Genomic DNA, 16,745 nt, shown 5'->3' on the forward strand with positions numbered 1-16,745 from the left:
ACGTGAACATCGCCGAACTCGTCGAAGCGGCTCGTCGCGGCTCACCACGCGCGACGGGCCGCTTGCTGACCCTGGTCGAAGGCGACCGCCGCGACGAGGTTCTCGAACTGATCGATGGGGCACCTCCGGGCGCCGTCGGCACGGCACCGGTCCGGGTCGTGGGCATCACCGGGCCGCCGGGCGCCGGAAAGTCGACGACGGTCGGCGTGCTCACCGGCGGCTACCGCGCGCGCGGCCTTCGTGTCGCGGTGCTCGCCGTCGACCCCTCCTCGCCGTACAGCGGAGGAGCCCTACTCGGCGACCGCATCCGGATGGCCGCGCACGTCACTGATCCGGAGGTGCTGATCCGGTCGGTGGCGTCACGCGGTCACCTCGGTGGTCTGGCTGCGGCGGTACCGGCGGCGATCAAGTTGCTCGGCGCTCTGGCCTACGACGTGATCCTGCTCGAGACCGTCGGGGTCGGGCAGTCCGAGGTCGAGATCGCCGCGGTCGCCGACCCGACCGTTGTCATCCTCAACCCCGGTGCGGGAGATGCTGTTCAGGCCGCGAAAGCCGGGTTGCTCGAGGTAGCCGACATCCTCGTCGTCAACAAGGCCGATCGGGACGGCGCCGATGCGACGGTGCGCGACCTGCGTGTCGAAACCGGCATGACGATCCTCAAGCTGATCGCGTCGACGGGCGACGGTGTGGACAAGCTGATCGACGCCATCGAGGCGCATCAGCGTGCCGACGCTCCGGAACGCCGTGCTGCTCGGGCCCGTGCCCAGATTCTGTCGCTCGCTACGACGCGGTTGCGCACTCACCCGGACCTCGACGCACTCGCCGCTGCCGTCGCGGACGGGCGCAGCGACCCGTATACCGCCGCCGCCGGCCTGCTCGGTCAGTAGATCCGGGCGGCAGGCGGCGGTCGGAGGTCAGTTCAGGACCGGCACGATCAGAGGAAGATCGAGGCTGGTGCGGATTCCGGGTGTTGCAGCATGCACCGCGTGCACGGCATTGACCGCGCGGTTCGCCGTGTAGTTCGGGGCCGTCTCGCTCATCCGCTCGAGCGGGACCGGGAAGCGCATCTCGATGTCGAGGGGGGCGTCCCCGTCGATGGAGATGTGCCAGCCGGTCGCGTGCAGATCCCATTCGGCGTCGCTGCCGGTGAAGTCGAGATCGGTGGTGCAGTACCACGTCGGCCGGAAGCGCATCAGTTCGCGGCCGTCGCGCATACCGGAGATGGTGATGCGCTGCGCCGCTACCGTTCCGGCGGGAATCTCGCCCGCCGCGATCGTGACGTCGGCCCGGGCCACAGCCAACTCACCACGTGCCTCGACGGAGTCGAAGGGCAGGCCGAGTGCGTCGGCGAGCACCTGGAGCGACGGACCGAAGTTGGCTTTCACGTGGTCGAGACGTGCTTCCGCGAAGTCGGCCGGAGGCTGACCGAATCCCATCACCTCGAACAGGATCCCTGGTGAGTTCCGCTGTGACAGATCGGCGTACTCGTCGATGGCGAGATGGTCGAGCGTGCGTTGGATGGAGCTCAGAACCAGGGGCACCGCTTCGGTGATGAACCCGGGACTGCTTCCGGTGCTGTGGATGGATGTGCCGCCCGCGGCGCATGCGGCCTCGACGGCGTCGCGGATCTCGGCGGGCATGCTCGGCGGATGGTGGAATTCGCCTCGGGTGGTGACGATGTTCGTGCCCGAGGAGAGGATCCGGCAGACCTCGTCGAGATCGAACTGCAGCGGCATGTAGAGCACGCAATCCGCTCCCAGGTCGATGATCTCGTCGATGCTGCGCGTTGCCTTCACTCCGACCGTGCCTCGGTCGCACAGTTCGCCGGCGTCGAGCCCTTCCTTGGCGCCGCTGTGGACATACAGACCGGCCAGTGTGAGGTTCGGATGGTCGATCACGGCGCGGAGTGCCCGGGTGCCGATATTGCCGGTGGTCCACTGGACGACACGTAGTGTTTTCTGGGACACGTCAGACCACCTCGGCGGGAAGTCGGAGGAGTGCCTCCTGGGCGAAGGATGCGACGAGCTCGCCCTGCTCGGTGAAGATGTCGCCGCGGCCGAAGCAACGACCGTTCGCGATGAGGGGACTCCGATGGCGCACCAGAAGCCAGTCGTCGATGCGGAACGGCCGGTGGAACCAGAGATTGTGGGAGGTCACCGCCGAGGTGAAGGCCGTGCCGTTCCCGGTCTGGCAGTAGCCGTCGACTGCGAGTAGCGCCGTGCCGATGAGGTGGAGGTCGGTCGCATACGAGGTGAGTGCGGGTGCCAGCGCTTCATCCACGGTCGGTGTGCGCATCCACATATCGAATTCGGGTGTGGCCGTTCCGAGTTCGTTGAGATCGGAGGAGGCGCGTGTTTCCCACGGGATGAGGGAGAAGTCGACCCGGCTCTCCTCCGGCAGCAGTGAGGGCACGGGCGGGAACGATTGCCGTTCGGGACCGTTCTCCGGCGCGTGCATGGAGACCGATGCGGTGGCCAGTACACCCTTGGTCTGGCGAGCGACGATGGTGAGGGTGCCGAACGACCGGCCTTCGTGCTGGCGGGTCACCTCGTATCGGACCGGCTCGTCGGCGCGGCCTTCCCGGGCGAACACCGTGTGCAGCGACTTGATGGCCTTCTCCGGGCATGTCAGCTGAGCTGCGCGGACGAACTGCCCGAGGAGTTGGCCACCGAAGAGTCGGTGGTACTCGAGGCGCTGGTTTGCGCCTTCGAACACGGTGACGCCGGCAGTGGCGTCAGCGGGGTCAGGGGCCGAATCGGCGGCCGGAGTGAGGTCGAGACACGTCAGGAGATCATTCCAAAGCTCGGTCACAGACCGAGTGTAAATGACCCGCTCTCAAATGAGAACAGTATTCTCTTTACTTGCTGGCGAATCCGTGCGAGCAGAATGTCCATACCTCGTCGGCCGTGATCGGGCGCGCAGTGGAGTCGGCATCGCCGCTGGATTGCGCGATGAACATCACGGTCTGCATCGTCATCGCGGCAGCGCGTCGCGCGTTGAAATCGCTGCGCAACTGACCCGACGCGGCGACCTTCTCCATGAGTTCGGTGAACAGCGACAACATCGAGGAGTGTGCCACTTTGACCTCGGCGGGGTGGGTGAGCAGCAGTTGAGGTGCGAAGTCGGTGAACAGAGGGCGTTGTGCAACGGGATCGGGACGTGATGATTCGAACAGGAGTTCGACGGCGATGTGGAGCTGATCCATCGGGTTGTCCTTACCGGCCGCGGCGGCGCGGATCTGGTCGGCGGAACGGCCGAGTGCATCCTCGAACAGTGCGAGCAGCAGCTCGTGCTTGCCGTCGAACTGAAGGTAGAAGCTTCGCAGGGATTGCTTCGAGCGATCGACGACCTCCTGCACCGTGAAGTCGGTACTGCCCTTCTCGGTGATGATGGCCTGGGCGGCGTCAAGGAAGCGCTGCACACGCTGCTCGGCCCGCAGTTTTGCGGTCCGGATCGACCGCTCGACTGCGCGCTGCTTCCATGCGGGTTCTTCGCTCGGGCCGGTCACCGCGAGCACTGCCCATTGTTGCGTGAGGCAAACATGTGAGCACTGTACCGGAGAACCTGCTTGTTCCTGCAAGGTTACCTAAGAGTCAGATGCGGAGAATGAGACCATTACTTTCTTCTATCGAGAATGATATTCTCGTATGGCTGTGCACCGCAGCTCTGTCAGAGAGGTATGTCGGAATGCTTTTCGAGTTCGACTCCGATCAGCGACTGTGGCAGGACACCGTCCGTGATGTCACGGCGAAGGAATGTCCGTCCACGCTGATCCGCAATATCGTCGACAACGGCGCAGACCCAGGACCGCTGTGGAAAGTCTTCGTGGGACTCGGCTGGACCGAACTCACAGACCCCGAAGCTGCTGTCGAACTCGGGATCGTCCTGGAAGAGCTGGGGCGGGCCACCGATCCCACGCCCTACCTCGCGACGATGTCGCAGTTCGCGCCCCTCGCACCCGGTGTGGCCGAGCCCGACCAGGCAGGCGCTGCGGTGTACAGCGGCGTCCGCGCGCACCGCGACGCCGACGGCTGGGTACTCCACGGCACTGCCGCACAGGTCCTCGACGGGGATCGTGCCGATCTGCTGGCCGTGGTCACCGAGGCCGGCGTCTTCGTCGTCACCGCAGACAAGGTCACCGCGACCCGCAGCCCGGTGTTCGATCCCGCGCTGCACATTGCGGAAGTGCGGTTCGATCAGGTTCGGGTCGAGGGCGACCCGCGCTCCGACGTCGATCCGGCCCGGGCGCGTCACATGGCGCTCACCGGCCTCGCACTCACGACCGTCGGTGCGTGCCAACGGGTTCTCGATCTCGCCCTCGATCACGTGAAGAACCGGCAGCAGTTCGGCGTCGCGATCGGGTCGTTCCAGGCCGTCCAGCACAGGGCCACCGACATGCACATCGCGATCGAACGTGCCCGTGCGCTCGCGTACTTCGCCGCGCTCACCATCGCAGAAGACGATCCGCGCAGGAATCTCGCCGCATCGATGGCCAAGGCAGCCGCCGGTGAATGCCAATCGCTCGTGTTCCGTAACGGCCTGCAACTGTTCGGTGCCATGGGTTTCACCTGGGAGAACGATCTGCAGTTCGCGCTCAAACGTGCCCGTGCCTGCGAGCATCTGCTCGGTGGCGCTGCCGAGCATCGGGCACTGATCACCGAGGAGTACCGTGCAACTCTCGTATGACGACGACGTCGAGGCGTTTCGCGCCGAATTCGTGGCCTTCCTCGAGGCGAACCTTCCCGACGAGGCCGACGCCACCGAGCGGTCCACCTCGAGCGCCGACATGCCCGACTGGGCACGCCGGTGGCAGCGAGTCCAGTTCGACAACGGCTGGTTGCTGCCGGGGAACCCGCCCGAATTCGGCGGACGCAACGCCACGTTGATCCAGCAGGCCGTCCACCTCGAAGAACTGTCGAAGCGCCGGATCTACCACAGCTTCAATCCTCAGGGCCTCGGCATCATCGCCGCCTCCATCCTCTCGTTCGGTACGGAGGAGCAGAAGCAACAGTGGGCGGCGCGGATCCTTCGCGCCGAGATCACCGCTGCATTGGGGATGAGCGAGCCCGGCGCGGGTTCCGACCTCGCGGGCCTCCGCACGCGGGCCGTTCTGGACGGCGACCATTTCGTCGTCAACGGCCAGAAGGTATGGACATCGGGTGCCCACCACGCCGATGTGCTCCTCACCTTCGTTCGTACCGATCCGGATGCACCCAAGCACAAGGGCATCAGCGTGCTGCTGATCCCCACCGACACACCGGGTGTGGTCCGTCGCCCGTTCGCGTCCATCGCCGACAGGGACGATCGCGACTTCAACGAAGTGTTCTTCGAGGACGTCCGAGTGCCGGCGGAAAACCTCATCGGCGAGCTCAACCAGGGTTGGACCGTCGCCAACGGCTCGCTCGGGCACGAGCGCACCCTCCTGTGGCTCAGCTTCGCGGATCGATTGGAAGATCTCGTCGCAGATTTCGAGCCGCACACGGTCATCGACCGCGATCGATACGCAACGCTGGTGATGGACCTGCAGGCGCTGCGCCTGCTCGGGTCCGCGGCGCTCGCGCGCGAGTCGCGCGGTGAGCAGGACGTGGCTTCTCTGTCGGTCCTGAAGCTGCTCGGGTCCGAAGCGATTCAACGCTCCGTCGAGCACGCACTCGATGCCGAGGGTCCGGAAGGGCTCGTGCACCCTGCATCGACCTCGGCGTACACGCCGTGGAACCTCGACAACTTCGCAGCGAGCTGGTTCGAACGCTATGCCCGCAGTTTTGCCGGCACCATCGCGGGCGGTACATCGGAAATCCAAAGGAACATCGTCGCCCAGCGAGTGCTCGGGCTACCACGCGGCTGAGGAGAGCAACTTGTACATTCTCTACGAGGTAGCAGACCGGATCGCAACGATCACGTTGAATCGTCCGGATGCCGCGAACGCTCAGAACGCGGCTCTGCTCGACGAACTCGACGCGGCGTGGGTCCGCGCGGGCGACGACCCGGATGTGTCGGTCATCGTGTTGCGCGCGGAAGGCAAGCACTTCTCCGCGGGGCATGACATGACCGGTGGCGGGGGCCCGGTGCCCGACAAGATCACCCTCGACATGATCTACACCACCGAGTCGCGCCGCTACCTCGAGTACTCGATGCGCTGGCGCAACATCCCCAAGCCGTCGATTGCCGCGGTGCAGGGGCGCTGCATCGCCGGCGGCCTGCTGCTGTGCTGGCCCTGCGACCTGATCATCGCGTCCGAGGATGCCAAGTTCTCCGACCCGGTGGTCATGATGGGTATCGGTGGCGTCGAATACCACGGCCACACTTGGGAACTCGGACCGAGGAAGGCCAAGGAGATCCTGTTCACCGGTCGGCCGGTCACGGCCGAGGAGGCCGAGAAGACCGGCATGGTCAACAAGGTGGTGCCGCGCGACCAGCTCGACACCGAGGCACGTGCACTCGCCGAGCAGATCGCGAAGATGCCGCCGTTCGGTCTGCGGCAGGCCAAGCGTGCGGTCAATCAGACCCTCGACGTCCAGGGCTTCTACGCGGCCATCCAGTCGGTGTTCGACGTGCACCAGACCGGCCACGGCAATGCACTGAGCGTCGGCGGATGGCCGGTACTCATGAAACTCGACGAGATGAAGCAGAACATCAAGTAATACATACGAATTCGGGCGCCTCCACTGATCGTGGAGGCGCCCGTTCGGTTCCGAGGTCAGGATTTGACGTACTCCGAGTACACCTGCATGATGCGCATCCTCGGAACTGGACCGTAGCTCAGGGAATCCGACATCTCGAACTGTTTGGCCGCGGCGGCCGCGTGCACGTTGTGCAGTGCTTTCTTGGGATCGCCCTCGATCTCGTAGAGCGTGATGAACGAACCGCCGGCTTCGTCTGCGGGCGCCAAGCGTGTGGCCTTGAGGAAGCCGTCGAGCGCGACAACCTCACGGATGTGTGTGGTTTCGTACCACGCGTTGAACTCGTCGACCCGATCGGGATGGGTCGGATGTGCTTCGACCATCAGGTAGTGCTTCATCGTGCTCCTTCGTCGTTTCCGGGGAAAGCATGAACTCAGACTCGGACGACCCAGCCGCCGTCGATGTTCAAGGTGTGGCCGGTCACCCAATCGCTGCCGGATGAAACCAGGTACAGCAGACCGGGAATCAGCTCCTCGGGTTCACCGAAGGGGAAGGGGATCGAGTGCTTCACCATCTCCTTCAGTTCGGGGGGAGAGGCGACGCCGCCGGCCTCGGTGTTCACCATCCCCGGCGCGATGGCATTGACGCGGATGCCGAACGGTGCCAGCTCCCGCGAGAGGGACACCGTCATACTCACCAGACCGAGTTTCGTGATTCCGTATGCCTGTGCAGCCATGAATGCACCACTCGACGACTGGTTCACGATCTTCCCGTATCCGCGTTCCTTCATGTACGGAACGACCGCGCGGGTACACAGGAGCGGACCTGTGAGGTTGACCGCGAGCGTGTTGTTCCACAGGTCCAGGGGCATCGACGTGAGACCGCCCTTGCCGACGACCTCCGCCATCAGACCCGCGTTGTTGACGAGGATGTCCACGGAGCCGAACTCAGCGGCGGCTGCCGCGGCCATCTCCGACGTACTCTTCGCGTCCCGCACATCGACGCGGACGGCGAGGGCACGGTACCCGTCGGCCTTCAACTCGTCTGTGGTCCTGCTTGCGGAGTCGAGATCGATGTCGGCCACCACCACTGCGGCGCCCGCCTCGGCGAGGCCGCGTGAGTAGGTGCGGCCGATTCCGCCACCCGCTCCGGTGACGATGGCCACCTTGTCTGCAAGTTGTGCTGGATCCGGCATGGGATCCTTTCTCGAAGTGCTTGTGAATTGACTTCTGGTCAGACCTTTTTCGTGACTCCGCCGTCGACGCGGATGATCGCTCCGGTTGTGAAGCTCGAGGCATCGCTCGCGAGGTGCAGGGCGAGCGGAGCGACCTCTTCGGGGCGGCCCATGCGCTCGAGCGGCACGAACGCAGCTTTCTCGCCCTCTTCGGGTGCCCATGCTTTCGACAGATCGGTTCGGAACGGGCCTGGCAGGATGGCGTTGACGCGGACCTTCGGTGCGTAGGCGTCCGCGAGTCCCACGGTGAAAGCATTGAGGCCGGCTTTGGCGCACGCGTACGGGAGTTCCCGCACACTCGCGGTCAACGAGCCTGCCGTACCGACGTTGATGATCGATCCGCCGTCGTGGGCAGCCATGTGTGCACCCGCGCGGACGGCCAGACGGAACGGTCCCTTGAGGTTGACGCTGAACGTCTTGTCGTACAGGTCCTCGGTGATCGACTCGAGATTCTCGTACAGCGGCGACATTCCGGCATTGTTGACGAGAATGTCGATGCGACCGAAGTGCTCGAGGGTGCGGTCGACCAGCGCGTCGCAGTCGTCCCACTGGCCGACGTGGCATGCGACGGCGAGCGCACGCCGCCCGGTCGATGCTTCGATCTCCTTCGCGGCCAGTTCGCAGGCATCGATTTTGCGGGAAGCGATGACGACGTCGGCGCCGGCTTCGGCGAGTATCTGGGCAATGGTCCGTCCGATTCCTCGCGAGCCACCCGTGATGATGGCGGTCCTGCCGGTGAGGTCGTGAAGCGAATCCAATGGCGTCATACGTCGATTGTCGCGCAGAATCTGGGATTTGGAAAGGTCATTCTCTCTCTGAAGAATATGATTGCGACATGAGAGAGTGATGATCGGCGTCAGCCCGGGCGGGCGAGGCCACATCCGGGCAAGGTGAGAAAATGCGACAGATCCGACATCTAGGAATGAGGACCGGAATGACATTGCAGAAGCTCCAGGACCGGCTCGACATCGCCGACCTGCTGTACAAGTACGCGACCTCGGTCGACACGAAGAACTGGGTACAGCTGGCGACCGTCTTCACCGAGGACGCCCATCTCGACTACACCTCGGTCGGTTACCCGGCAGGTACGCGCGACCAGGTGATCGCGATGCTGAGTCGCGGGCTCGACCAGTGCCCCATGACCCAGCACTTCGTCACCAACATCGAGATCACGTTCGTCGATGACGACACGACGAATGTCTCGGCGATGTTCTACAACCCCATGCAGCTGCCGGGCGTCGACGGCCTGACGTACTGCGGTGGCAACTACCACCACGAGGTCGTACGCACCGCCGACGGATGGAAGAGCCGGAAGGCCGTGGAGGAGAACCTCTGGTTCTCGAACCATCCCGATCCGTCCAAGAACGGTGCCGCCACGCAGTCGGCAGCGTCCTCGTAGAGCTCGGGACAAACGAGTAGAGGCCACCGTCATCGACGGTGGCCTCTACTCGTTCAGGTGATTCTCTACAGGTTGGCGATACGCGGCGCAGATCCCGACGCGCGGATGGCAGCCCCTGCCTCCCGTGTCAATTCCTTGGAACTGCCCAGCAATCCGTCGAGGAACAGTCCGCGGCGGATGTGACGATGCAGGTCGTGTTCGTCGGTGAAGCCGATACCGCCGAGTACCTGCTGGCAGTGTCGCGCAGCCGTCACAGCGGCCTTGCCCGCAGCAGCCTTGGCCAGCAGTGAACTGAAATCGTCATTCGCCACGAGGAGTGCCGCTTCGGCACCTTCGATCGCCACGAAGGTCTCGGCGAGCTTGTGGCGTACCGCCTGGAATCCGGAGATGGGCTTGCCGAACTGGGTGCGGCTGAGCGCGTGGGTCCGGGCGAGATCCAGCATGGTGCGGCTCGTGCCCACCAGCCACCACCCGAGCGCGCGACGACCCGCAGCGACCGGCACCCGATTCCCGGAACCGACCACCTCGACGGTGAGTTCCTTGTCGAGCGCCTCGACGATACGGTCCCCGCCGAGCACCTCGGCGGTCCGCTGGGTGCGGTGCCACACGAGCCACGAACCGCCCGCGTACGGGAGCGGAACCGCGCCACCGGGGTTGGCTCCGGCCTCCGCCAGGATCACGTCGTTGATCACGGGTGCGTGCGCCCCGGTCTCACCCAGCAGCCGGAACACCAGGGGAATCGCCACATCGGGCATCTCGCTGAGCATGTCGTGCCAGCCGAGTTCGACGAGCGCCGAGTCGAGTGCGATGCCCGTGGCGGACTCCATCGTCTTCCGTAGAGCGTCCTCGAGCAGCGCCAGTTCTGAATCCACCGCCGGTGCAGTGTCGTTCGTGGTCATTGCTCTTTCCCCAGTTGCAGTAGACGGCGGGCGACGATGTTGCGCTGAATCTCCGCGGTACCGCCGTAGATCGACGCTGCCCGCGAATACAGGAACTCGGTCCGCAGTTCGGTGTCGAACAGTTCGATCCTGCCGGGGATCAGATCCCGTGCAGTATCGAACAATTGCTGTTCCGCGGTGGCCAACAGTATCTTGTCGACCGACGTTTCCGGGCCCAGTGGCAGACCGGCCTGGAGACGGTTCTGCGTGCTGTACGAGCGGCACCGCACCGTGTGCAACGCGAGGTACGCGTCGCCGAGTTCCCGATCGTCGGCAGGATCCGACACGGCAGCAACCTGATCGAGACGTGTGAACAGGTAGGCGATCCGGTGCCAGAAGCACGACGAACGCTCGTGGGGCAGCAGATCCATCGCGAGCTTCCAGCCGTCGCCGGGTTTTCCCAGCATCCGATCGGCAGGAACCACGACATCGTCGAAGTAGACCTCGCAGAACTCGTCGCGGTCGTGCATCGTCGTCAGTGGACGGACCGTGATGCCCGGGGTGTCCATGTCGAGGAAGAATGCGGTGATGCCGTCGTGTCCGGGGCCCGTGCGGGTGAGGAGTACACATCGGGTTGCGAACTGCGCCAGCGAGGTCCATACCTTCTGTCCGTTGATCACCCACGTGTCGCCGCGTTGCTCGGCGCGGGTCGACAGCGATGCCAGGTCGCTGCCCGAGCCGGGCTCGGAGAACCCCTGGCACCACTGCTCGCTGCCGTCGAGCAGACGTGGCACCATCTCGGCCGCCAGTTCCGGCCTCGCGTACTTGATCATGGTGGGCGCGAGTACCTCGATCATCGAGTAGATACCCGGTTCGGCGAGGTCGCGTGTCGCGACCTCCTCACCGAGTACCGCCCGCAGCATCGCAGGCCCGCCGAGACCTCCGACCTCGACCGGCCATCCGTAGCGCATCCAGCCGGCATCGTAGAGAGCGCGCCGGACCCGACCCAGCTGCTCGACGTGTTCGTCGAACGTCAGGTCGGGTCCGGGGGCGAGATCGTTCTCGTCGAGCCAGGCGCGAACTGCTGCCCTGAACTTCTCGACACTCCCCGTCGCTTCGCTCGCCCCGGTGACACTCCCCGTCGCTTCGCTCGCCTGGACACTCCCCGTCGCTTCGCTCGCCCCGGTGATGTTCATGCCGTCGGTGCCTCGAATGCGTGCGGAATTCCCGAATCGTGCACACCGCTACGACGGATGAACGTCATCTTGCGGGTCTTCAGGCGCCACCCGGCCTCGGTCCGGAGGTAGGTGTCGTTGTAATACCCGATGCGCATGTCGTGGGCCGAGTGCTCGACGAAGCACAGCGGCTGCGTACCTGTCGCGGTGTCGCCGTCGAGTTCGATCAGCGCAGTACCTACGAGGAACAGGCCCTGCGGGGCCGCGGCGACCAGTTGCGGGAACTGGTCGAGCGTGAACGTATTGCCGAACGCGCTGTAGGTGCCGTCGGGTGTGAACACGTCGACGACTCCGTCGACCTGACCTTTGGTCATGTTCACGGCGTAGCGTGCGAGGAGCTGGTTGAGCTCGACGAGGTCACTTGTTGACATAGACCTTTCCGCCTTTCATCACGAACCGCACATCCTGCGTGACGGTGATGTCTTCGGTGGGATCTCCGGGAACTGCGATGATGTCGGCGAGCAGACCCTCGACGAGGCGACCGCGGTCGTCGACGCCGATCAGTTCGGCCGCGTTGATCGTCGCGGCCTGGATGACCGCCAGCGGAGGAAGTCCCCTGTCGACGAGCGCGACGATCTCGTCGGCGTTCTTGCCGTGCGGAATCGCCGGAGCGTCGGTGCCGACCGCGATCTTGACGCCGGCCTTGTACGCCGCGAGCACGGAAGTGCGTGCCTTCGGGAACATCTCGGCAGCCTTCGCCTGGAGTTCGGGCGGGGCGTGGGAGGTGTCCATCGCGTCGGCCAGGCGTGTGGTGGGAACCAGCCACGTGCCGTTCGCCACCATCTGATCGATCGCGTCGTCGTCGATGAGGAAGCCGTGTTCGATGCAGTCGATACCCGCTGCAACCGCGTGGCGTACCGCCTCGGCGCCGTGGGTGTGGGACGCGACCTTCAAGCCGCGCCGGTGTGCCTCGTCGACGATCGCGCGCAGTTCTTCGTCGGAATAATGCTGGGCACCTGCGGATCCGGTCATCGACATCACGCCGCCGGAGACACACACCTTGATGAGCTGGGCGCCGTGCTTGATCTGGTATCGGACGGCCTTGCGAACCTCGTCGACACCGTTGGCGATGCCTTCTTCGATGGTCAGATCGAGGACGCCGGGTGCGAAGGCCGCGAACATCGTCGGATCCAAGTGGCCACCGGTCGGGGTGATCGCGTGACCGGCGGGAACGATGCGCGGTCCGTCCACCCATCCGGCGTCGATCGCCTTACCGAGGGCGACGTCGAGGAGATAACCGCCGGTCTTCACGAACAGTCCCAGATTTCGGACGGTCGTGAAGCCGGCACGCAGCGTGCGGCGGGAATTGCCCACCGCACGCAGCATGCGCAGCGGAGGATCGTCCTGCACCGTGGAGTAGACGGGCTTCTCGCCGCGCCCACCCATGAGCAGGTTGACCTCCATGTCCATCAGACCCGGCATGAGAATCTGTCCACCGAGATCGATGACCTCGCCGCGTGGTTCGCCGCCGACACCCGCAATCCGGTCGCCGTCGATGTGGATGATTCCCGGTCGGATGATCTCGCCGGTCTCGACCTCGAGGAGCCCGGCTGCCTTGAGCGTCAGCATGCGGTTACACCACCGGTTCTTTGGTGATTTCGGCCCAGGCGGCGCCGCTGTCGGGGACGCGGGGTTGCTTCCAGACCTCGATGGGGAAGGAGACCATGACCAGTGACTGCATCAGGTGCATGACGGTGCGTGCATCGTCGGGCAGGTCGTCGAGGTCGAACTTGTCGCAGAAGGCGATGGCGTCGTCGAGGCGGGGGAATGCGGCGTTGTAGAACTCCTGCATTTCCGGCATCGTCGAGGCGAGTCGCTTGGCGTAGCGTTCGGGTTCGGTGGCCAGGTCCCAGTCGATGTAGGGCTCGAGGTCGGCGAATTCAGTTGGCAGAGGCATCGCGGTACTCCTTGACGTAGTCTCCGACGGTCTTGTGGAGGTGACGCAGGAGAAGCTCCTGGTCGCAGAGGGGGAATTCGGTCACCGTGCGGGTGCCGATCATCGTTTGGGTGGCTTCGAGGGTGTTGGCGTCCTGGAGGGCGTATTCCTTGAAGGTCACTGCGGCGAGTTCCTGTGCGAGGCGCTCGCGGGCGTTCTTCGGGGGCACGAAGTAGAGGCTGGCCTCGAAGATGTGCTTGTCGACGGCGGTGGGCCAGTAGGTGTAGGTCAGGTACCAGCCCGGCTTCCAGACGAGCAGGGTCATGTTGGGGAAGAACTCGAAGGAGTCCTGGCCCCAGCTGTGGAAGCCGGTGGGGTTCAGTGCGGTGGGCAGTTGGTCGTCGGCGAGGCCGTCGATGTCGGGCTGGTCCCAGGGGCCGAACAGTCCGGAGCGCAGGACGCGTTCGATGGGCTTGACCATGTTGAGGTCCTTGGGCGGTGCCATGCCGCCCCAGGAGGAGATCATCGAGTGCGGGGGCTGCAGGTCGTGGTGCAGGGCTTCGTAGCCGTAGCCGGCGAGTTTGTCTGCTTCGTCCTTGACGGCCTGCTTCATGTGCAGGATCGGTGCGTGGTAGAACTCGGCGAAGGCGTCGATGAACAGCTTCCAGTTGGCGCCGATTTCGGCGCGGTAGCTGTAGACCTCGGTCATTTCACCGAAGGGGTAGCCTTCGAGGCCCTTGGCGAAGGTGCCGAGGTAGTCGACGAGGGGGATGGCGTCGGGGTCGAGGTTGATGTAGATGAACCCTTCCCACGTTTCGCAGCGTACGTCCTTGAGGCCGTAGTCGCCCTTGTCGAGGTCGAAGAATTCGCCTTCTTGCTGGACGAAGGTGAGTTCGCCTTCGAGGCTGTAGCGCCAGGCGTGGTATTTGCAGGTGAATTGCTTGCAGCTGCCCGCGGTTTCCTCGCCGGGGAAGTCGTTCCAGACGAGTTTGTTGCCGCGGTGGCGGCAGACGTTGTGGAAGGCGCGGATCTTGCTGTCGTTGCCTTTGACGATGACCAGGGAGGTGCCGGGTCCGGCGGAGGGGAGTTCTTTGGTGAAGTAGGCGCCGACGCGGGGGAGTTGTTCGACGCGGCCGACGTAGAGCCAGGTGCGCTTGAAGATTGCTTCGCGTTCGGCTTCGAAGAAGGCGGGGTCGATGGAGTCGGTGTAGTCGACCGGGGCGGTGCCGAGTTCTGGGTAGTTCTCGGTCCAGCTTCCTGCGGCCGGTTTGGTGAAGTGTGGCAAGGCTCTACCTTTCGTCCGAGAGCACTCTCTCTAGTGAGAATGACGCTCTCACTGATGAAACTTAGGTTTCCATAGAACCGGACCGGCGTCAATTGTCGAGTTGGCCGAGACATGAAAAAGGCGCCGACCCGGACCGAAGTCCCAGGTCGACGCCGTGAAGCTGCCCGACGGGTGTGGCATCTACCGGACAGGCGCCGGCCGCTCGAAGCCCTCCACGATCACGGCAGTGCACTCGGCAGCGGCCTGACGCAGCGGCAGCGCCTTCTGATAGTCCTCGGATTCGTACCAGGTCTGTGCCGCCTCGACCGACTCGAATTCCAGAACGACAGTCCGGTGGCCGTGCCAGTCACCCTCGAGAACCTGGGGTTCGGCGACGGCAAGGACCTTTGCGCCCGCCTGTGCGATCGACGGGCCCGAGAGCTTGCTGTAGGCGGCCATGCCGTCGTGGTCCCGGATGGCTTCGGTCAGGATGACGTATCCCTTGGGCATCTGCGCTCCTCGGTGTGGGGATGAAGGTGGTTGCCGCACACTATGACAGACGCCCGCCCCCACGGTCGGAACCATGAGGGCGGGCGCGGTGTTCGGTGTGGAGTCGGGCTACGAGATCGAGATTGCGCGCTCGGGGCAGCTCGCGACGGCTTCGCGAACATTGTCCTCGTGCTCGGCCGGAACTTCGGACACGAGCGTCACGGCGTAGCCGCCGTCGCTCAGATCGAAGACCTCCGGACAGATCGCGAGGCAGAAGCCGTGGCCACGGCACGCATCGTCGTCGACGTGAACCTTCACTTGCTGTCACCCTCTGCGAGGGTGTACTCCAGATTGAGGTTCAGCAGACCACGAAGGATGAAGGTGGGCAGGTAGTTGAACTTCCGATCGCCCTCGGGCCCGTGAACCTCCTCGGAAAGCTTGATGTCGATGGTTCGCTCCAGGAGACGCTGGATACCCACGCGGCCCTCGGTACGGGCGAGGGGTGCGCCGGGGCATGCGTGGACACCGCGCCCGAATGCGATGTGGGTACGCGCGTTACGGCGATCGAGATCGAACTCTGCCGGGTCGGCGAACTGCCGCGAGTCGCGGTTTGCGGCGCCGTTCAGGAGCATCAGGATGGTGCCGGCCGGAACTTCGACACCGCCGACTTCGGTCGGAATCTTGGAGAGTCGGAAGTCGCCCTTGATCGGGCTCTCCATCCGCAGCGCCTCTTCGATGAAGTTGGGAATCTTCTCCGGGTCGTCGCGGAGAGCCTGCTGGATCTCGGGGTTCTCGGCGATGATCCGGAGACCGGAGCTCAGCAGCCGCACCGTGGTTTCCTGGCCGGCGGAGAAGACGTTCGCCGCGATACGGAGGACATCGTCGACCGGGGGAAGCGTGCCGTCGGGGAACGTCGCGGTCGCGAGCCCGGTCAGGACGTCGTCGGTGGGGTTCGCGCGCCGATCCTCGATGTACTCGCCGAACTTCTTGTAGAGGAACTCGAGCGGGTTCAACTTCAGCGACTCTCCCTCGGTGCTGCCGAGGGTGAAGCCGCCTTCCGTCGCCAGGTTCAGGCCCGCGATGAACTCTGCATGGTCGCTTTCCGGGACGCCGAGAAGGTCGGCGATGACGAGCATCGCGAAGGGGCCTGCGAATTCGCTGATGTAGTCGCCCTCACCCTTGGCCAGGACGTTGTCGAGGAGCTTGTCGGCCAGGCGGTGGATGAACTCCTCGTTCTCCTTGAGGCGTTTGGGGGTGATCAGGCGCATCAGCAGGCCGCGATGGTCCGCGTGCTGGGGCGGATCCATCGTGGGAAGCTGATCGTTCATCGGCAGCGAGGGGCGGTGCTCCTCGATGAGATCGGAGATGTCGTCGCTCTCGGCCGGGAGCGGGAAGCCCGAGAAGGGGCCGGTAACCGAGATGCATGAGGAGTAGGACTTCTCATCGCTGAGGACCTGGATTGCTTCTTCGTATCCGGTCACCATCATGACGTTGTGGTGCGGCTCGCGCTTGACGGGGCAACTTGCGCGCATTCCGTCGTAGTACGGGTTGGGGTCGCCGACGAACTCAGGGTCGGTGAAAAAGTTCTTCGTCTCGATGTCGGTCATCATTTCCTCTCGAGAAACAAGCTGCGGGCTGTGGCCGAGGGCGGCCCCGAGCCGCGGGCAGTGCCGCGGCGACGCCGAGTCTCGTCGCACATCAAATCACGCTCCCCGGTATGTCTCACCTAGGGATGTTTCGTACATATCGG

At 64.6% G+C, this 16,745-nt stretch carries 20 protein-coding genes; 5 read left to right on the forward strand and 15 right to left on the reverse strand.

The genetic code is table 11. From position 1 onward, the window contains the following. Window positions 1-2: 2 nt before the first annotated feature. A complete protein-coding gene (gene meaB / locus ACFWCF_RS15085; protein ID WP_378562681.1) occupies window positions 3-887 on the forward strand; it encodes a methylmalonyl Co-A mutase-associated GTPase MeaB in 885 nt (294 codons plus the stop codon). Window positions 888-914: 27 nt separating this feature from the next. Here meaB and ACFWCF_RS15090 read toward each other — a convergent pair whose 3' ends face one another. From ACFWCF_RS15090 to ACFWCF_RS15100, 3 genes are read right to left on the reverse strand one after another with little or no spacing between them, the layout of a single operon-like run. Beyond that, window positions 915-1,967, reverse strand: a complete 1,053-nt coding sequence (locus tag ACFWCF_RS15090) for a dihydrodipicolinate reductase (protein WP_378488486.1) — start codon at window positions 1,965-1,967, stop codon at window positions 915-917. A gap of 1 nt (window position 1,968) precedes the next feature. After that, entirely contained in the window at window positions 1,969-2,811 is an 843-nt protein-coding gene (locus ACFWCF_RS15095; RefSeq protein WP_378488485.1) for an acyl-CoA thioesterase, read from the reverse strand. Window positions 2,812-2,857: 46 nt separating this feature from the next. After that, window positions 2,858-3,508 (reverse strand): TetR/AcrR family transcriptional regulator, encoded by a 651-nt coding sequence (locus ACFWCF_RS15100; RefSeq protein ID WP_378562683.1) that lies wholly within the window; start codon window positions 3,506-3,508, stop codon window positions 2,858-2,860. A 179-nt stretch (window positions 3,509-3,687) separates the two neighbouring features. Between ACFWCF_RS15100 and ACFWCF_RS15105 the strand changes: the two genes are divergently transcribed. The 3 genes from ACFWCF_RS15105 to ACFWCF_RS15115 are packed head-to-tail and all read left to right on the forward strand — an operon-like array spanning window position 3,688 to window position 6,641. Next, the gene (locus ACFWCF_RS15105) at window positions 3,688-4,686 is read left to right on the forward strand and encodes an acyl-CoA dehydrogenase family protein (protein ID WP_378562685.1); all 999 of its coding nucleotides are present in this window, start codon (window positions 3,688-3,690) and stop codon (window positions 4,684-4,686) included. After that, window positions 4,670-5,845, forward strand: coding sequence for an acyl-CoA dehydrogenase family protein (locus ACFWCF_RS15110; RefSeq protein WP_378488482.1), 1,176 nt, complete (start codon window positions 4,670-4,672; stop codon window positions 5,843-5,845). The genes ACFWCF_RS15105 and ACFWCF_RS15110 overlap by 17 nt, the downstream gene beginning before the upstream one ends. A 10-nt stretch (window positions 5,846-5,855) precedes the next feature. After that, window positions 5,856-6,641, forward strand: a complete 786-nt coding sequence (locus ACFWCF_RS15115) for an enoyl-CoA hydratase (RefSeq protein WP_378562688.1) — start codon at window positions 5,856-5,858, stop codon at window positions 6,639-6,641. 56 nt (window positions 6,642-6,697) lie between these two features. Here ACFWCF_RS15115 and ACFWCF_RS15120 read toward each other — a convergent pair whose 3' ends face one another. From ACFWCF_RS15120 to ACFWCF_RS15130, 3 genes are read right to left on the reverse strand one after another with little or no spacing between them, the layout of a single operon-like run. Beyond that, window positions 6,698-7,018 (reverse strand): hypothetical protein, encoded by a 321-nt coding sequence (locus ACFWCF_RS15120; RefSeq protein ID WP_378562690.1) that lies wholly within the window; start codon window positions 7,016-7,018, stop codon window positions 6,698-6,700. 35 nt (window positions 7,019-7,053) lie between these two features. After that, window positions 7,054-7,815 (reverse strand): SDR family oxidoreductase, encoded by a 762-nt coding sequence (locus ACFWCF_RS15125; RefSeq protein ID WP_378562693.1) that lies wholly within the window; start codon window positions 7,813-7,815, stop codon window positions 7,054-7,056. Window positions 7,816-7,853: 38 nt separating this feature from the next. Further along, the gene (locus ACFWCF_RS15130; RefSeq protein WP_378562695.1) at window positions 7,854-8,621 is read right to left on the reverse strand and encodes an SDR family NAD(P)-dependent oxidoreductase; all 768 of its coding nucleotides are present in this window, start codon (window positions 8,619-8,621) and stop codon (window positions 7,854-7,856) included. Window positions 8,622-8,788: 167 nt separating this feature from the next. Between ACFWCF_RS15130 and ACFWCF_RS15135 the strand changes: the two genes are divergently transcribed. Beyond that, complete coding sequence (locus tag ACFWCF_RS15135) at window positions 8,789-9,253, forward strand: nuclear transport factor 2 family protein (protein ID WP_378488477.1); 465 nt, start codon at window positions 8,789-8,791, stop codon at window positions 9,251-9,253. A 65-nt stretch (window positions 9,254-9,318) separates the two neighbouring features. Here the strand turns inward: ACFWCF_RS15135 and ACFWCF_RS15140 are convergent, their stop codons facing one another. The 9 genes from ACFWCF_RS15140 to ACFWCF_RS15180 all read right to left on the reverse strand — a co-directional run bounded on the left by ACFWCF_RS15140 (window position 9,319) and on the right by ACFWCF_RS15180 (window position 16,605). Beyond that, window positions 9,319-10,152 carry an acyl-CoA dehydrogenase family protein gene (locus ACFWCF_RS15140; protein ID WP_378562698.1) on the reverse strand — a complete coding sequence of 278 codons (834 nt, stop codon included), beginning with the start codon at window positions 10,150-10,152 and terminating at the stop codon, window positions 9,319-9,321. Next, the gene (locus tag ACFWCF_RS15145) at window positions 10,149-11,327 is read right to left on the reverse strand and encodes an acyl-CoA dehydrogenase family protein (RefSeq protein ID WP_378562701.1); all 1,179 of its coding nucleotides are present in this window, start codon (window positions 11,325-11,327) and stop codon (window positions 10,149-10,151) included. Before ACFWCF_RS15145 ends, ACFWCF_RS15140 begins: the two co-directional genes overlap by 4 nt. Further along, window positions 11,324-11,737: a nuclear transport factor 2 family protein gene (locus ACFWCF_RS15150; protein ID WP_378562704.1), complete on the reverse strand. Its 414-nt coding sequence runs from the start codon at window positions 11,735-11,737 to the stop codon at window positions 11,324-11,326. Before ACFWCF_RS15150 ends, ACFWCF_RS15145 begins: the two co-directional genes overlap by 4 nt. After that, window positions 11,724-12,935, reverse strand: coding sequence for an amidohydrolase family protein (locus tag ACFWCF_RS15155; protein ID WP_378562707.1), 1,212 nt, complete (start codon window positions 12,933-12,935; stop codon window positions 11,724-11,726). The genes ACFWCF_RS15150 and ACFWCF_RS15155 overlap by 14 nt, the downstream gene beginning before the upstream one ends. A 4-nt stretch (window positions 12,936-12,939) precedes the next feature. Continuing rightward, on the reverse strand, window positions 12,940-13,263 hold the full coding sequence (locus ACFWCF_RS15160; RefSeq protein ID WP_378562710.1) for a hypothetical protein: 324 nt from the start codon (window positions 13,261-13,263) through the stop codon (window positions 12,940-12,942). Further along, on the reverse strand, window positions 13,247-14,527 hold the full coding sequence (locus ACFWCF_RS15165; RefSeq protein ID WP_378562713.1) for an aromatic ring-hydroxylating dioxygenase subunit alpha: 1,281 nt from the start codon (window positions 14,525-14,527) through the stop codon (window positions 13,247-13,249). Before ACFWCF_RS15165 ends, ACFWCF_RS15160 begins: the two co-directional genes overlap by 17 nt. A gap of 180 nt (window positions 14,528-14,707) precedes the next feature. Continuing rightward, a complete protein-coding gene (locus ACFWCF_RS15170) occupies window positions 14,708-15,016 on the reverse strand; it encodes a DUF1330 domain-containing protein (protein WP_378562716.1) in 309 nt (102 codons plus the stop codon). Window positions 15,017-15,124: 108 nt separating this feature from the next. Further along, a complete protein-coding gene (locus ACFWCF_RS15175; protein WP_378562718.1) occupies window positions 15,125-15,313 on the reverse strand; it encodes a ferredoxin in 189 nt (62 codons plus the stop codon). After that, window positions 15,310-16,605: a cytochrome P450 gene (locus tag ACFWCF_RS15180; protein ID WP_378562721.1), complete on the reverse strand. Its 1,296-nt coding sequence runs from the start codon at window positions 16,603-16,605 to the stop codon at window positions 15,310-15,312. The genes ACFWCF_RS15175 and ACFWCF_RS15180 overlap by 4 nt, the downstream gene beginning before the upstream one ends. Between the last annotated feature and the right edge of the window lie 140 nt (window positions 16,606-16,745).

The sequence above is a fragment of the Rhodococcus sp. NPDC060090 genome (assembly GCF_042729855.1).
In the GTDB taxonomy this organism is placed as follows: Bacteria; Actinomycetota; Actinomycetes; order Mycobacteriales; family Mycobacteriaceae; genus Rhodococcus.

What these genes read in the sequence shown, in the direction of transcription:
- ACFWCF_RS15105 (WP_378562685.1), top strand. Translation starts at nt 3,688, where the DNA reads ATGCTTTTCGAGTTCGACTCCGATCAGCGACTGTGGCAGGACACCGTC.
- ACFWCF_RS15130 (WP_378562695.1), bottom strand. Translation starts at nt 8,621, where the DNA reads ATGACGCCATTGGATTCGCTTCACGACCTCACCGGCAGGACCGCCATC.
- ACFWCF_RS15135 (WP_378488477.1), top strand. Translation starts at nt 8,789, where the DNA reads ATGACATTGCAGAAGCTCCAGGACCGGCTCGACATCGCCGACCTGCTG.
- ACFWCF_RS15140 (WP_378562698.1), bottom strand. Translation starts at nt 10,152, where the DNA reads ATGACCACGAACGACACTGCACCGGCGGTGGATTCAGAACTGGCGCTG.
- ACFWCF_RS15170 (WP_378562716.1), bottom strand. Translation starts at nt 15,016, where the DNA reads ATGCCCAAGGGATACGTCATCCTGACCGAAGCCATCCGGGACCACGAC.
- ACFWCF_RS15125 (WP_378562693.1), bottom strand. Translation starts at nt 7,815, where the DNA reads ATGCCGGATCCAGCACAACTTGCAGACAAGGTGGCCATCGTCACCGGA.
- ACFWCF_RS15160 (WP_378562710.1), bottom strand. Translation starts at nt 13,263, where the DNA reads ATGCCTCTGCCAACTGAATTCGCCGACCTCGAGCCCTACATCGACTGG.
- ACFWCF_RS15145 (WP_378562701.1), bottom strand. Translation starts at nt 11,327, where the DNA reads ATGAACATCACCGGGGCGAGCGAAGCGACGGGGAGTGTCCAGGCGAGC.
- ACFWCF_RS15120 (WP_378562690.1), bottom strand. Translation starts at nt 7,018, where the DNA reads ATGAAGCACTACCTGATGGTCGAAGCACATCCGACCCATCCCGATCGG.
- ACFWCF_RS15180 (WP_378562721.1), bottom strand. Translation starts at nt 16,605, where the DNA reads ATGATGACCGACATCGAGACGAAGAACTTTTTCACCGACCCTGAGTTC.
- ACFWCF_RS15150 (WP_378562704.1), bottom strand. Translation starts at nt 11,737, where the DNA reads ATGTCAACAAGTGACCTCGTCGAGCTCAACCAGCTCCTCGCACGCTAC.
- ACFWCF_RS15155 (WP_378562707.1), bottom strand. Translation starts at nt 12,935, where the DNA reads ATGCTGACGCTCAAGGCAGCCGGGCTCCTCGAGGTCGAGACCGGCGAG.